A 14,283-nucleotide genomic window follows, 5' to 3' on the forward strand; every position below is an offset into this window, starting at 1 on the left:
TGTAGCCCCGGAGTTTGCCCCGGGGTGTTTACGATTCGGTGTGGCCGTTGATGCGTCGGCCCCAGGCCCGGGCGGTTTCGCCGAGCTGTTGTTCGTCCAGTCGAGTCAGGCGGCGGTCGTCGAGCAACTGCTTGCCGGCGACCCACAGGTGTTTCACGCAGTCTCGGCCGGTGGCATATATCAGTTGCGAGACCGGGTCATAGACCGGTTGTTGTGCCAGACCGGACAAATCGAAGGCGACGATGTCCGCGGCCTTGCCGAGTTCCAGAGAGCCGGTCTCGGCTTCGATCCCCAAGGCTCTTGCGCCGTTCAACGTGGCCATGCGCAAAGCCCGGTGGGCGTCCAGCGCGGTGGCCGAGCCGGCGACGGCTTTGGCCAGCAGGGCGGCGGTGCGGGTTTCACCCAGCAGGTCCAGGTCATTGTTGCTGGCCGCGCCATCGGTGCCGACCGCCACGTTGACCCCGGCCTGCCACAGGCGCTCCACTGGGCAGAAACCGCTGGCCAGTTTCAGGTTCGACTCCGGACAATGGATCACGCTGGTGTTGCTTTCTACCAGCAACGCCAGGTCGTCATCGCTGATCTGGGTCATGTGCACGGCCTGGAAGCGCGGGCCGAGCAGGCCGAGCCGGCCGAGGCGGGCCAGCGGGCGTTCGCCGCGCTGTTCGACCGCTTGCTGCACTTCGAACGCGGTTTCGTGGACGTGCATGTGGATCGACGCGTCCAGCTCTTCGGCGATCACGCGGATTTTTTCCAGGTTCTCGTCGCCCACGGTGTAGGGTGCATGAGGGCCGAACGTGATCTTGATGCGCTCGTGATGCTTCAGGTCGCCGAACAGTTCGACGCCCTGACGAATGGCTTCATCGGCACTGGCGGCGCCCGGAATCGGGAAGTCGAGGATCGGAATCGCGATCTGCGCGCGGATTCCGCTGTTGTGCACGCGCTCGCTGGCAACCTTGGGGAAGAAGTACATGTCCGAAAAACAGGTGATGCCACCTTTTATCTGCTCGGCGATGGCCAGGTCGGTGCCGTCACGCACAAAATCTTCATCGACCCATTTGCCCTCGGCCGGCCAGATGTGGTTTTCCAGCCAGGTCATCAGTGGCAGATCGTCGGCCAGACCACGGAACAGCGTCATCGCGGCGTGGCCGTGGGCGTTGATCAGGCCCGGACTGAGCAGCACGTCCGGCAGTTCACGGACTTCGGCGGCGTTGCACTTCAGCGCTTCGGCACGCGGGCCGATAAACACGATGCGCCCGTCGCGGATGCCCAGGCCATGCTCCTTGAGCACAACGCCTGCGGGTTCGACGGGTACCAGCCAGGTCGGCAGCAATAATAAGTCGAGCGCAATGGCAGGTTTCGGCATCGAGGGTCGGTTCCAGTGCTTTTGTAAAGGATGGCGAAGTATACCCGAGCGTCTTCGCGGGGGGATCGCTATAATCGGCGGCTTTTGTTCATGAGTGCGGGGTGAGGGATGCGCGATCGACTGTTGGCTGCGGAGAAAGTAAAGGCCATCGATTGGCGTGATGGCGCGCTCCACCTGCTGGATCAGCGCGTTTTGCCGTTCGAGGAAAACTGGATCGCCTACACCAGCGCCGCCGGCGTGGCCGAGGCGATTCGTTCGATGGTGGTGCGCGGTGCGCCGGCCATCGGTATCAGTGCCGCCTATGGCATCGTGCTGGCGGCCCGTGCCCGGATTGCCGAAGGTGGCGACTGGTACGCGGCGCTGGAAGAGGATTTCATGCTGCTGGCCGATTCCCGGCCGACAGCGGTCAACCTGTTCTGGGCATTGAACCGCATGCACGACCGCCTGGATCGCTTGAAGGAAAATGCCGATCCGTTGGCGGCGCTGGAAGCCGAAGCCATCGCCATTCATGAAAGCGATCGCGAAGCCAACCTGACCATGGCCCAGCTCGGTGTCGACCTGATTCGCAAGCACCAGGGCAATGCCCAGGCGATTCTGACTCACTGCAACACCGGCGCCCTGGCCACTGGCGGTTTCGGCACGGCGCTCGGGGTGATTCGCGCGGCGTTCATCGAGGGTATGGTCGAGCGCGTCTACGCCGACGAAACCCGGCCGTGGCTGCAAGGTTCGCGCCTGACCGCGTGGGAGTTGGCCAACGAAGGCATTCCGGTGACCCTGAACGCTGACTCTGCCGCTGCGCACATCATGAAAACCAAAGGCGTGACCTGGGTGATCGTCGGCGCCGACCGGATTACCGCCAACGGCGATGTGGCGAACAAGATCGGCACCTATCAACTGGCGGTCAACGCCATGCACCACGGCGTGCGCTTCATGGTGGTGGCGCCGAGCTCGACCATCGACATGAATCTGGCCAGCGGTGATGACATCCCGATCGAGGAACGCGATGGTGCCGAGTTGCTGGAGGTTGGCGGCAAGCGTGTCGGGGCTGACGTTGAGGCGTTCAACCCGGTGTTTGACGTGACCCCGGCAGACCTGATCGATGCGATCGTCACCGAAAAAGGCATCGTCGAGCGCCCGGATACCGCGAAGATGGCGCAGTTGATGTGCCGCAAGCGCCTGCATTAAGGGGTTCGGCTCCCGCTGAATTGCCATCGCCAGCAGGCGGACTTCCACAGGTTTTGTGCTCGCCACTGATCCTGTGGGAGCTGGATTGCCAGCGATGGGGCCTTGAAAGTCAATAAACATCCGCAATTTCATCCCGAAATTTGCATTCAGGTAAGCTCTGAGCCTCTCTCGTCCCCGTTAAGCCTGTCATCGGTCAACTAACTATGCTCCATGCGCATCTGGGGGATAGGTGCGTGGCGGCTCTTGTGATAACATCCGGCGTTTTCCGAGGCAGTCCCACGGGGTTGTCTTCACTGCGCAAATCCAGGGTCAACTTGTCGATTTGTCGTAAGTCGGCGCATGGCACTCGGCCTGCATCGACGAGCTTCGTGCGTCCCCTATGGATATGGCGAAGTTTCACCAGAAAAAGGAATCAGGCTTCTCATGGGCGAACTGGCCAAAGAAATCCTCCCGGTCAATATCGAAGACGAGCTGAAACAGTCCTACCTCGACTACGCGATGAGCGTGATCGTCGGCCGTGCACTGCCGGATGCGCGCGATGGCTTGAAGCCCGTGCACCGTCGCGTGCTGTTCGCGATGAGCGAGCTGGGCAACGACTTCAACAAGCCGTACAAGAAATCTGCCCGTGTCGTCGGTGACGTGATCGGTAAGTATCACCCGCACGGTGATACTGCGGTGTACGACACCATCGTGCGCATGGCGCAGCCATTCTCGCTGCGTTATCTGCTGGTGGACGGTCAGGGCAACTTCGGTTCGGTGGACGGCGACAACGCTGCAGCCATGCGATACACCGAAGTGCGCATGACCAAGCTGGCGCACGAGCTGCTGGCCGACCTGCACAAGGAAACCGTGGACTGGGTGCCGAACTACGACGGCACCGAACTGATCCCGGCGGTCATGCCGACCCGCGTGCCGAACCTGCTGGTCAACGGTTCCAGCGGTATCGCCGTGGGCATGGCGACCAACATTCCGCCGCACAACCTCGGTGAAGTCATCGACGGTTGCCTGGCCCTCATCGACAACCCCGAGCTGACCGTCGATGAACTGATGCAATACATCCCCGGCCCGGACTTCCCGACTGCCGCGATCATCAACGGTCGCGCCGGCATCATCGAAGCCTACCGCACCGGCCGTGGCCGCATTTACATGCGCGCCCGCTCGATCATCGAGGACATCGACAAGGTCGGTGGTCGTCAGCAGATCGTCATCACCGAACTCCCTTACCAGCTGAACAAGGCGCGTCTGATCGAGAAGATCGCCGAGCTGGTAAAAGAGAAGAAACTCGAAGGCATCACCGAACTGCGCGACGAGTCCGACAAGGACGGTATGCGCGTCGTGATCGAACTGCGTCGCGGCGAAGTGCCCGAGGTGATCCTCAACAACCTCTACGCCCAGACCCAGCTGCAATCGGTATTCGGCATCAACATCGTTGCGCTGATCGACGGCCGTCCGCGGATCCTCAACCTCAAGGACCTGCTGGAAGCCTTCGTCCGTCACCGTCGCGAAGTGGTTACCCGCCGTACCGTGTTCGAACTGCGCAAGGCGCGCGAGCGTGGTCACATCCTCGAAGGTCAGGCCGTTGCCCTGTCGAACATCGACCCGGTCATTGCCCTGATCAAGGCTTCGCCGACCCCGTCGGAAGCCAAGGAAGCGCTGGTCAGCACGCCGTGGGAATCCTCGGCTGTGGTGGCGATGGTGGAACGTGCCGGTGCCGATTCGTGCCGTCCGGAAAACCTCGATCCGCAATACGGTCTGCGCGACGGCAAGTACTTCCTGTCGCCAGAGCAGGCGCAAGCCATTCTGGAGCTGCGTCTGCACCGTCTGACCGGTCTGGAACACGAAAAGCTGCTGGCCGAGTATCAAGAGATCCTCAACCAGATCGGCGAGCTGATCCGCATCCTCAACAGCGCCGTGCGCCTGATGGAAGTGATCCGCGAAGAGCTGGAAGTGATCCGCGCCGAATACGGCGACGTGCGCCGCACTGAAATCCTCGATGCCCGTCTCGACCTGACCCTGGGTGACATGATCCCGGAAGAAGAGCGCGTCGTGACCATCTCCCACGGTGGCTATGCCAAGACCCAGCCGCTGGCTGCGTACCAGGCCCAGCGTCGTGGCGGTAAAGGCAAATCGGCTACCGGCGTGAAGGATGAGGACTACATCGCTCACCTGCTGGTTGCCAACAGCCACACCACGCTGTTGCTGTTCTCCAGCAAGGGCAAGGTGTATTGGCTGAAAACCTACGAAATTCCGGAAGCGTCCCGTGCCGCCCGTGGTCGTCCGCTGGTCAACCTGCTGCCGCTGGATGACGGTGAGTACATCACCACCATGCTGCCGGTCGAGGAATACACCGAAGGTCACTACATCTTCATGGCGACCGCCAACGGCACCGTGAAGAAGACCCCGCTGGAATCCTTCAGCCGTCAGCGCAGCGTCGGTCTGATCGCGCTGGAGCTGGACGAAGGCGACGTGTTGATCTCCGCCGCCATCACCGATGGCGAGCGTGAAGTGATGCTGTTCTCCGACGGCGGCAAGGTGACCCGCTTCAAGGAATCCGACGTTCGTGCCATGGGCCGTACCGCCCGCGGTGTGCGCGGCATGCGTCTGCCGGAAGGGCAGAAGCTGATTTCGATGTTGATCCCGGAAGAAGGCAGCCAGATTCTCACCGCTTCCGAGCGTGGCTACGGCAAGCGCACCGCGATCACCGAGTTCCCTGAGTACAAGCGTGGCGGTCAGGGCGTGATCGCCATGGTCAGCAACGAGCGTAACGGCCGTCTGGTCGGTGCGGTTCAGGTGCTCGACGGCGAGGAGATCATGCTGATTTCCGACCAGGGCACGCTGGTGCGTACCCGCGTCGACGAAGTCTCCAGTCTGGGTCGTAACACCCAGGGCGTGACCCTGATCAAGCTGGCCAAGGACGAAACCCTGGTCGGTCTGGAACGGGTTCAGGAGCCTTCGGAAGTGGAAGGTGACGAGCTGGAAGGCGAAGAAGGTGTCGAGCTGGAAGAAGGCGTGATCGGCGCCGAACCGGACGATGCGGTCGACAACCTGCAGGCCGACGCCGCAGACGAAGAAGAGTCGCAAGACTAACCAAATCGTAGCAGGGCAGAGTGTTTGCTCTGTCCGCTACCGTGATTGCATAGCGAGAGTGGATGTGAGCAAACGAGCCTTTAACTTCTGCGCAGGTCCCGCTGCGCTGCCTGAAGCTGTCCTGTTGCGTGCCCAGTCCGAGATGCTCGACTGGCATGGCAAGGGTCTGTCGGTCATGGAAATGAGCCATCGCAGCGATGACTACGTGGCCATCGCCGAGAAGGCCGAACAAGACCTGCGCGACCTGCTGTCCATCCCCTCCAATTACAAAGTGCTGTTCCTGCAGGGCGGTGCGAGCCAGCAGTTCGCCGAGATTCCGCTGAACCTGCTGCCCGAGAACGGCACTGCCGACTATGTCGAAACCGGCATCTGGTCGAAGAAAGCCATCGAGGAAGCGCGTCGCTTCGGCAACATCAACGTTGCCGCCAGCGCCAAGCCTTATGACTACCTGGCCATCCCTGGCCAGAACGAGTGGAAGCTGACCCCGGGTGCGGCCTATCTGCACTATGCGTCCAACGAAACCATTGGCGGCCTGCAGTTCGACTGGGTTCCCGAAGCCGGTGACGTTCCGCTGGTGGTCGACATGTCCTCCGATATCCTCTCGCGCCCGATCGACGTTTCGCAGTACGGCCTGATCTACGCCGGTGCCCAGAAGAACATCGGCCCGAGCGGTCTGGTCGTCGTGATCGTTCGTGAAGACCTGCTGGGCCGCGCCCGCAGTTCGTGCCCGACGATGCTCGACTACAAGGTCTCGGCCGACAACGGTTCGATGTACAACACGCCGGCCACCTATTCCTGGTACCTCTCGGGCCTGGTCTTCGAGTGGCTGAAGGAGCAGGGCGGTGTCGCCGCGATGGAGCAACGCAACAAGGCGAAGAAAGAGCGCCTGTACGGCTTCATCGACAACAGCGACTTCTATACCAACCCGATCAGCACCAACGCACGCTCGTGGATGAACGTGCCGTTCCGTCTGGCTGACGAGCGTCTGGACAAGGCGTTCCTGGCCGGCGCCGACGCCCGTGGGCTGCTCAACCTCAAGGGTCATCGTTCGGTTGGCGGCATGCGTGCCTCGATCTACAACGCCCTGGGGCTGGACGCTGTCGAAGCGCTGGTCGGCTACATGGCTGAATTCGAGAAGGAGCATTCCTGATGTCCGAGCAGGAGCTCAAGGCGCTGCGCGTTCGCATCGATAGCCTGGATGAGAAGATCCTCCAGCTGATCAGTGATCGCGCCCGCTGCGCCGAGGAAGTCGCCCGGGTCAAGATGGCCAGTCTGGCCGAAGGCGAGCAGCCGGTGTTCTATCGTCCCGAGCGCGAGGCGCAGGTCCTCAAGCGCGTGATGGAACGCAACAAGGGGCCGCTGGGCAATGAAGAGATGGCGCGCTTGTTCCGCGAAATCATGTCGTCGTGCCTGGCCCTCGAGAACCCGCTGAAAGTGGCTTATCTCGGTCCGGAAGGCACCTTCACCCAGGCGGCGGCCATGAAGCACTTCGGGCACGCGGTGATCAGCAAGCCGATGGCGGCGATCGACGAAGTGTTCCGTGAAGTGGCGGCCGGTGCGGTGAATTTCGGTGTGGTACCGGTGGAGAACTCCACCGAAGGCGCGGTCAACCACACCCTCGACAGCTTCCTTGAGCACGACATGGTCATCTGCGGCGAAGTCGAGCTGAGGATTCACCACCACCTGTTGGTCGGTGAAAACACCAAGACGGACAGCATCAGCCGCATTTATTCCCACGCCCAGTCGCTGGCCCAGTGCCGCAAGTGGCTGGACGCCCATTACCCGAATGTCGAGCGTGTGGCGGTGTCCAGCAACGCCGAAGCGGCCAAGCGGGTCAAGGGGGAATGGAACTCGGCGGCGATCGCCGGTGACATGGCGGCCGGGCTGTATGGCCTGACTCGTCTGGCCGAGAAGATCGAGGATCGTCCGGACAACTCCACGCGCTTCCTGATGATCGGTAACCAGGAAGTGCCGCCGACCGGCGACGACAAGACTTCGATCATCGTGTCCATGAGTAACAAGCCCGGCGCGCTCCACGAGCTGCTGGTGCCGTTCCATGACAACGGGATCGACCTGACCCGGATCGAAACCCGTCCGTCGCGCAGCGGCAAATGGACCTACGTGTTCTTCATCGACTTCGTCGGTCATCACCGTGATCCGCTGATCAAAGGTGTACTGGAAAAGATCAGTCAGGAAGCAGTAGCACTCAAGGTGCTGGGTTCCTACCCGAAAGCGGTTCTCTAAGGGGCAGTAGCAAATGAGTGGCAACTTCCTCGCTCTGGCACAGCCGGGCGTGCAACAACTTTCGCCATACGTGCCGGGCAAACCCGTGGACGAACTGGCTCGCGAACTGGACCTGGATCCGGCCAGCATCGTCAAACTGGCAAGCAACGAAAATCCGTTGGGCGCGAGCCCGAAAGCGCTGGCCGCGATACGCGAAGCGCTGGACGAGCTGACCCGTTATCCGGACGGCAACGGTTTTGCCCTGAAATCCCTGCTGGCCGAGCAGTGCCGTGTCGAGCTGAACCAGGTGACCCTGGGCAATGGTTCCAACGACATTCTCGAGCTGGTGGCGCGCGCCTATCTGGCGCCGGGCCTGAACGCGGTGTTCAGCGAGCACGCGTTCGCGGTCTACCCGATTGCGACCCAGGCAGTCGGCGCGCAGGCCAAGGTTGTTCCAGCCAAGGATTGGGGGCATGACCTGCCAGCGATGCTGGCGGCCATCGACGCCAACACCCGCGTTGTGTTCATTGCCAACCCGAACAACCCGACCGGCACCTGGTTCGGCGCCGAAGCGCTGGACGAGTTCCTGCAGGACGTGCCGGAGCATGTGTTGGTGGTGCTGGACGAGGCCTACATCGAATACGCCGAAGGCAGCGATCTGCCGGATGGTCTGGATTTTCTCGCCGCTTACCCGAACCTGCTGGTTTCGCGCACCTTCTCCAAAGCCTATGGCCTGGCAGCACTGCGCGTTGGTTACGGCTTGTCCACCCCGGTGGTGGCGGATGTGCTGAACCGCGTACGCCAGCCGTTCAACGTCAACAGTCTGGCCTTGGCCGCGGCCTGTGCGGCGCTGAAGGACGAGGACTATCTGGCGCAGAGCCGTCAGCTCAACGAGTCCGGCATGCGACAGCTGGAAGCGGGCTTGCGCGAGTTGGGTCTGAGCTGGATTCCGTCGAAGGGTAACTTCATCTGCGTCGACCTCGGTCAGGTGGCGGCTCCGGTGTTCCAGGGCCTGCTGCGCGAAGGCGTGATCGTGCGTCCGGTGGCCAACTACGGCATGCCGAACCATCTGCGGGTGACCATCGGTCTGCCGGCAGAAAACAGCCGCTTCCTCGAGGCGCTGCGCAAGGTTCTGGCTCGTGGTTGATGTCACTGCGCTGCAATCTGCTGCACCTATGATCGGGCGCCTGGTGGTGGTCGGTCTGGGGTTGATCGGTGGTTCGTTTGCCAAAGGCTTGCGTGAAAGCGGCGTGTGCCGCGAAGTGGTCGGGGTCGATCTCGATCCGCAATCACGCAAGCTGGCGGTCGAGTTGGGCGTTGTGGATCGCTGCGAAGACGATCTGGTGGCGGCTTGCCAGGGCGCGGACGTGATCCAGTTGGCGGTGCCGATCCTGGCCATGGAAAAAGTGCTGGCTCGTCTGGCCGGCATGGATCTGGGTCAGGCGATCCTCACGGATGTCGGCAGCGCCAAGGGCAACGTGGTGCGCGCGGCGACCGAAGCGTTCGGCGGCATGCCGGCGCGTTTCGTACCGGGCCATCCGATTGCCGGCTCCGAGCAGAGTGGGGTGGAAGCCTCCAACTCAGAGCTGTTTCGTCGTCATAAAGTGATTCTGACCCCGCTGGAGCAGACCGATCCGGCTGCGCTGGCGGTGGTTGATCGCTTGTGGCGCGAGCTGGGCGCCGACGTCGAGCACATGCAGGTCGAGCGTCACGATGAAGTGCTGGCCGCGACCAGTCATCTGCCGCACCTGCTGGCCTTCGGTCTGGTCGATTCGCTGGCCAAGCGCAATGAAAATCTTGAGATCTTCCGTTACGCTGCGGGCGGTTTCCGCGATTTCACAAGAATCGCCGGAAGCGACCCGGTCATGTGGCATGACATCTTTCTCGCCAATCGCGAGGCTGTCCTGCGCACACTCGATACATTTCGCAGCGACCTCGACGCCTTGCGCGACGCGGTCGATGCAGGGGATGGGCACCAATTGTTGGGCGTCTTCACGCGCGCCCGGGTTGCCCGCGAGCATTTCAGTAAAATCCTGGCCCGCAGGGCCTATGTGGACGCTATGAATTCCAACGATCTGATTTTCCTGGCTCAACCTGGTGGCCGCCTGTCCGGTCGGATTCGCGTACCGGGTGACAAATCGATTTCCCACCGTTCGATCATGCTCGGTTCCCTGGCTGAAGGCGTCACCGAAGTCGAAGGCTTCCTCGAGGGCGAAGACGCCCTGGCGACCTTGCAGGCGTTCCGCGACATGGGCGTGGTCATCGAAGGCCCGCATCACGGCCGCGTGACCATCCACGGTGTCGGCCTGCATGGCCTGAAGCCTGCGCCGGGCCCGATCTATCTGGGCAACTCCGGCACGTCGATGCGCCTGCTGTCCGGCCTGCTGGCCGCGCAGGACTTCGACAGCACCCTGACCGGTGATGCTTCGCTGTCCAAGCGCCCGATGAACCGGGTGGCCAACCCGCTGCGGGAAATGGGCGCCGTGATCGAAACCGCTGCCGACGGTCGTCCGCCGATGACCATTCGTGGCGGTCACAAGCTCAAAGGCCTGACCTACACGATGCCGATGGCCAGTGCTCAGGTTAAGTCCTGCCTGCTGCTGGCGGGTCTGTACGCCGAAGGCAAGACCACCGTGACCGAGCCAGCCCCGACTCGCGATCACACTGAGCGCATGCTGCGCGGCTTCGGCTATCCGGTGAGCGTTGACGGCGCGACGGCGTCCGTCGAGTCCGGCGGCAAGCTGGCTGCGACCCACATCGAAGTGCCGGGCGACATCTCGTCTTCGGCATTCTTCCTGGTGGCCGCGTCGATCGCCGAAGGTTCGGAGCTGGTGCTCGAGCACGTCGGCATCAACCCGACCCGTACCGGCGTGATCGACATCCTGCGTCTGATGGGCGCTGACATCACCCTGGAAAACCAGCGTGAAGTGGGTGGCGAGCCGGTTGCCGATCTGCGTGTGCGAGCGGCTAAACTCAAGGGTATCGAGATTCCGGAAGCGCTGGTTCCACTGGCCATCGATGAATTCCCGGTGCTGTTCGTGGCGGCGGCCTGTGCGGAAGGGCGCACCGTGCTGACCGGCGCCGAGGAGCTGCGGGTCAAGGAATCGGACCGTATCCAGGTCATGGCGGACGGTTTGCTGGCGCTGGGCGTCAAGTGCGAACCGACCCCGGACGGCATCATCATCGACGGCGGCCAGATCGGCGGCGGCGAAGTGCATGGTCATGGCGATCACCGCATCGCGATGGCTTTCAGCGTGGCCTCCCTGCGCGCCACGGCACCGATCCGCATCCATGACTGCGCCAACGTCGCGACATCGTTCCCGAACTTCCTGGCGCTGTGCGCGCAGGTCGGCATTCGTGTGGCGCAAGAGGCTCAGTCGTGAACAGCATTGCACCGGTCATCACCATCGATGGGCCAAGCGGCTCGGGCAAAGGCACCGTAGCCGGAATTCTGGCCAAGCGTCTGGGCTGGAACCTGCTGGACTCCGGTGCGCTGTATCGCCTGTTGGCGTTTGCTGCGCACAACCATGGTGTCGATCTGACCAATGAAGAGCTGCTGAAGAAACTGGCCGCTCATCTGGATGTGCAGTTCATCGCGGCGACCGACGGTCAGTTGCAACGCATCATTCTGGAGGGTGACGAAGTCAGCGATGTCATCCGCACGGAAAGCGTCGGTTCCGGTGCTTCGCAAGTGGCTGCATTGCCCGCCGTGCGCGAGGCGCTGCTGCAGCGTCAGCGTGCTTTTCAAGAAGCGCCGGGTCTGGTGGCTGATGGTCGCGACATGGGCACGGTGGTATTTCCCAATGCGCCCCTGAAGATTTTCCTGACCGCCAGTGCCGAGGAGCGGGCGCGCCGCCGATATTTGCAGTTGAAGGGCAAAGTCGAGGGTGTTAGTCTGTCGAGTCTGCTAGATGAGATCCGTGCGCGCGACGAGCGTGATACCCAGCGAGCGGTGGCCCCGCTCAAGCCGGCGGCTGACGCCATACAGCTGGATTCCACGGAGTTGTCCATCGATCAGGTGCTTGAACGCATCATGAGTGAGATTGCCATTCGCGATATCACCGGGTGACCAGGAAGGCCGCAGGGGACCAGTCATAGTCCTGCGGTGGCTTCCTTTAAATGAAACTGACCCGCATCGTCTGGGATGTGGAGATGGGCGTATTTTTCGCCCTAATCAACAGGAATTAAAATGAGCGAAAGCTTTGCGGAACTCTTTGAAGAAAGCCTAAAGACCCTGAACCTTCAGGCAGGCTCCATCATCACCGCTATTATCGTTGATATCGATTACCAAGCTGGCTGGGTAACCGTTCATGCTGGTCTGAAGTCCGAAGGGCTGATCCCGCTGGAGCAGTTCTACAACGACGCTGGCGAACTGACTATCAATGTCGGTGACGAAGTTCATGTTGCGCTGGACGCGGTTGAAGACGGTTTCGGTGAAACCAAGCTGTCCCGTGAAAAAGCCAAGCGCGCTGAATGCTGGATCGTTCTGGAAGCAGCCTTCGCAGCTGAGGAAGTGGTCAAGGGCGTTATCAACGGTAAGGTTAAAGGCGGCTTCACTGTCGACGTTAACGGCATCCGTGCGTTCCTGCCAGGTTCTCTGGTTGACGTCCGTCCAGTGCGCGACACCACGCACCTGGAAGGCAAAGAGCTGGAATTCAAGGTCATCAAGCTGGACCAGAAGCGCAACAACGTTGTCGTTTCCCGTCGCAGCGTCCTGGAAGCCGAGAACTCCGCCGAGCGTGAAGCTCTGCTGGAATCCCTGCAGGAAGGCCAGCAAGTCAAAGGTATCGTCAAAAACCTCACCGATTACGGCGCATTCGTCGATCTGGGTGGCGTGGACGGCCTGCTGCACATCACCGACATGGCTTGGAAGCGCATCAAGCATCCTTCCGAGATCGTCAACGTTGGTGACGAAATCGACGTCAAGGTTCTGAAATACGATCGCGAACGCAACCGTGTTTCCCTGGGCCTGAAGCAACTGGGCGAAGATCCATGGGTTGCTATCAAAGCCCGTTACCCAGAAAGCACTCGCGTTACCGCTCGTGTAACCAACCTGACCGACTACGGCTGCTTCGCTGAGCTGGAAGAAGGCGTTGAAGGTCTGGTGCACGTTTCGGAAATGGACTGGACCAACAAGAACATCCACCCTTCGAAAGTCGTACAAGTCGGCGACGAAGTGGAAGTCATGGTTCTGGACATCGACGAAGAGCGTCGTCGTATCTCCCTGGGCATCAAGCAGTGCAAGTCGAACCCATGGGAAGACTTCTCTGGCCAGTTCAACAAGGGCGACAAGATCTCCGGCACCATCAAGTCGATCACCGATTTCGGTATCTTCATTGGTCTGGACGGCGGCATCGACGGTCTGGTTCACCTGTCCGACATCTCCTGGAACGAAGTGGGCGAAGAAGCCGTACGTCGTTTCAAGAAGGGCGACGAGCTGGACACCGTTATCCTGTCGGTTGACCCGGAGCGTGAGCGTATCTCCCTGGGTATCAAGCAACTGGAAAGCGATCCGTTCTCCGAGTACGTCTCGGTTAACGACAAAGGCGCAATCGTTACTGGCACCGTGAAAGAAGTTGACGCCAAAGGCGCCATCATTGTTCTGGCCGACGATATCGAAGCGACTCTGAAAGCCTCCGAAATCAGCCGTGACCGCGTTGAAGACGCGCGCAACGTTCTGAAAGAAGGCCAGCAAGTAGAAGCCAAGATCATCAGCGTTGATCGTAAGAGCCGTGTAATTCAGCTGTCGATCAAATCGAAAGACGATGCTGAAGAGAAAGAAGCCATCCAGAGCCTGAAAGCAGCTCCGGAAGGCGAAGCAGCTGACACCACCATGGCGGCACTGCTGCGTCAAGCAATGGCCAAACAGAACTGAGTTCTGTCTGATCATTAAAAAAGGGCGACTTCGGTCGCCCTTTTTTGTGCCTGCGATTTAGTGGGTGCTTCTTCGTGGTCCATCGGTGAAACCATTTCCTTCGCCGGGCGGTCTGTTTCTTTAATCGGATCAATCGTCTATTCGCGTCTAGGCTTAGGCTGAAGATCGCAGTAGTCGGGCAGGCGCCTGGCATAAGGAAGTGAATGAACAAGTTTATAGTTCTGGTGGGCATGTTGGTGTTGGCGGGCTGTACTACCAGCGCCAAGACCCATGCGGTACGCGGAGTGAGTGGCATCGAGGTTGACTGCTCAGGCTTGGGTTCGGGCTGGGAGCGGTGTCAGAAGCGCGCCGCCAAGGAATGCAAGGGAGCCGGTTACAAGGTGATCACGCGGTCTGATGATGCGCGGGATGAAGATGAGTTTCCCTTTGGCTTCAATCCGGCAGGCTACGTCACTCGAACCATGTTGGTGATTTGTCGGTGAGTGAGCGTTGGTGGGCTTGTGATCCGATGCCCTGAAAATGGGCGTTTCGGCGAGCGGAAAGATATGTC

The 14,283-nt window shown here is 61.0% G+C and carries 10 protein-coding genes; 9 read left to right on the plus strand and 1 reads right to left on the minus strand.

All coding sequences use genetic code 11. The annotated features are described in order from the left end of the window. Positions 1-28 precede the first annotated feature (28 nt). Positions 29-1,363, minus strand: coding sequence for a TRZ/ATZ family hydrolase (locus L6D81_RS04220; RefSeq protein WP_236178007.1), 1,335 nt, complete (start codon positions 1,361-1,363; stop codon positions 29-31). A gap of 108 nt (positions 1,364-1,471) precedes the next feature. Between L6D81_RS04220 and mtnA the strand changes: the two genes are divergently transcribed. The 9 genes from mtnA (at position 1,472) to L6D81_RS04265 (ending at position 14,215) form a co-directional block, all read left to right on the plus strand. After that, positions 1,472-2,548: an S-methyl-5-thioribose-1-phosphate isomerase gene (mtnA, locus tag L6D81_RS04225; protein WP_011335374.1), complete on the plus strand. Its 1,077-nt coding sequence runs from the start codon at positions 1,472-1,474 to the stop codon at positions 2,546-2,548. Positions 2,549-2,971: 423 nt separating this feature from the next. Continuing rightward, positions 2,972-5,635: a DNA gyrase subunit A gene (gene gyrA, locus L6D81_RS04230; RefSeq protein WP_074688032.1), complete on the plus strand. Its 2,664-nt coding sequence runs from the start codon at positions 2,972-2,974 to the stop codon at positions 5,633-5,635. A 64-nt stretch (positions 5,636-5,699) separates the two neighbouring features. After that, the gene (gene serC, locus L6D81_RS04235) at positions 5,700-6,785 is read left to right on the plus strand and encodes a 3-phosphoserine/phosphohydroxythreonine transaminase (RefSeq protein ID WP_236178008.1); all 1,086 of its coding nucleotides are present in this window, start codon (positions 5,700-5,702) and stop codon (positions 6,783-6,785) included. Beyond that, on the plus strand, positions 6,785-7,879 hold the full coding sequence (gene pheA, locus L6D81_RS04240; RefSeq protein ID WP_085730518.1) for a prephenate dehydratase: 1,095 nt from the start codon (positions 6,785-6,787) through the stop codon (positions 7,877-7,879). Before serC ends, pheA begins: the two co-directional genes overlap by 1 nt. Positions 7,880-7,892: 13 nt before the next feature. Continuing rightward, complete coding sequence (hisC, locus tag L6D81_RS04245) at positions 7,893-9,005, plus strand: histidinol-phosphate transaminase (protein WP_236178009.1); 1,113 nt, start codon at positions 7,893-7,895, stop codon at positions 9,003-9,005. Between the two features lie 28 nt (positions 9,006-9,033). Then, a complete protein-coding gene (locus tag L6D81_RS04250) occupies positions 9,034-11,241 on the plus strand; it encodes a bifunctional prephenate dehydrogenase/3-phosphoshikimate 1-carboxyvinyltransferase (RefSeq protein WP_236178110.1) in 2,208 nt (735 codons plus the stop codon). Next, complete coding sequence (gene cmk / locus L6D81_RS04255) at positions 11,238-11,927, plus strand: (d)CMP kinase (RefSeq protein ID WP_236178010.1); 690 nt, start codon at positions 11,238-11,240, stop codon at positions 11,925-11,927. The genes L6D81_RS04250 and cmk overlap by 4 nt, the downstream gene beginning before the upstream one ends. 120 nt (positions 11,928-12,047) lie before the next feature. Continuing rightward, positions 12,048-13,733 carry a 30S ribosomal protein S1 gene (gene rpsA / locus L6D81_RS04260; protein ID WP_236178011.1) on the plus strand — a complete coding sequence of 562 codons (1,686 nt, stop codon included), beginning with the start codon at positions 12,048-12,050 and terminating at the stop codon, positions 13,731-13,733. A gap of 203 nt (positions 13,734-13,936) precedes the next feature. Continuing rightward, the gene (locus tag L6D81_RS04265) at positions 13,937-14,215 is read left to right on the plus strand and encodes a hypothetical protein (protein WP_064598424.1); all 279 of its coding nucleotides are present in this window, start codon (positions 13,937-13,939) and stop codon (positions 14,213-14,215) included. Positions 14,216-14,283 lie beyond the last annotated feature (68 nt).

Source organism: Pseudomonas sputi (assembly GCF_021603585.1).
GTDB lineage: Bacteria > Pseudomonadota > Gammaproteobacteria > Pseudomonadales > Pseudomonadaceae > Aquipseudomonas > Aquipseudomonas sputi.

Coding starts and splice junctions, on each gene's coding strand:
- L6D81_RS04220 (WP_236178007.1), bottom strand. CDS start 1,363: ATGCCGAAACCTGCCATTGCGCTCGACTTATTATTGCTGCCGACCTGG.
- mtnA (WP_011335374.1), top strand. CDS start 1,472: ATGCGCGATCGACTGTTGGCTGCGGAGAAAGTAAAGGCCATCGATTGG.
- gyrA (WP_074688032.1), top strand. CDS start 2,972: ATGGGCGAACTGGCCAAAGAAATCCTCCCGGTCAATATCGAAGACGAG.
- pheA (WP_085730518.1), top strand. CDS start 6,785: ATGTCCGAGCAGGAGCTCAAGGCGCTGCGCGTTCGCATCGATAGCCTG.
- hisC (WP_236178009.1), top strand. CDS start 7,893: ATGAGTGGCAACTTCCTCGCTCTGGCACAGCCGGGCGTGCAACAACTT.
- L6D81_RS04250 (WP_236178110.1), top strand. CDS start 9,034: ATGATCGGGCGCCTGGTGGTGGTCGGTCTGGGGTTGATCGGTGGTTCG.
- rpsA (WP_236178011.1), top strand. CDS start 12,048: ATGAGCGAAAGCTTTGCGGAACTCTTTGAAGAAAGCCTAAAGACCCTG.
- L6D81_RS04265 (WP_064598424.1), top strand. CDS start 13,937: ATGAACAAGTTTATAGTTCTGGTGGGCATGTTGGTGTTGGCGGGCTGT.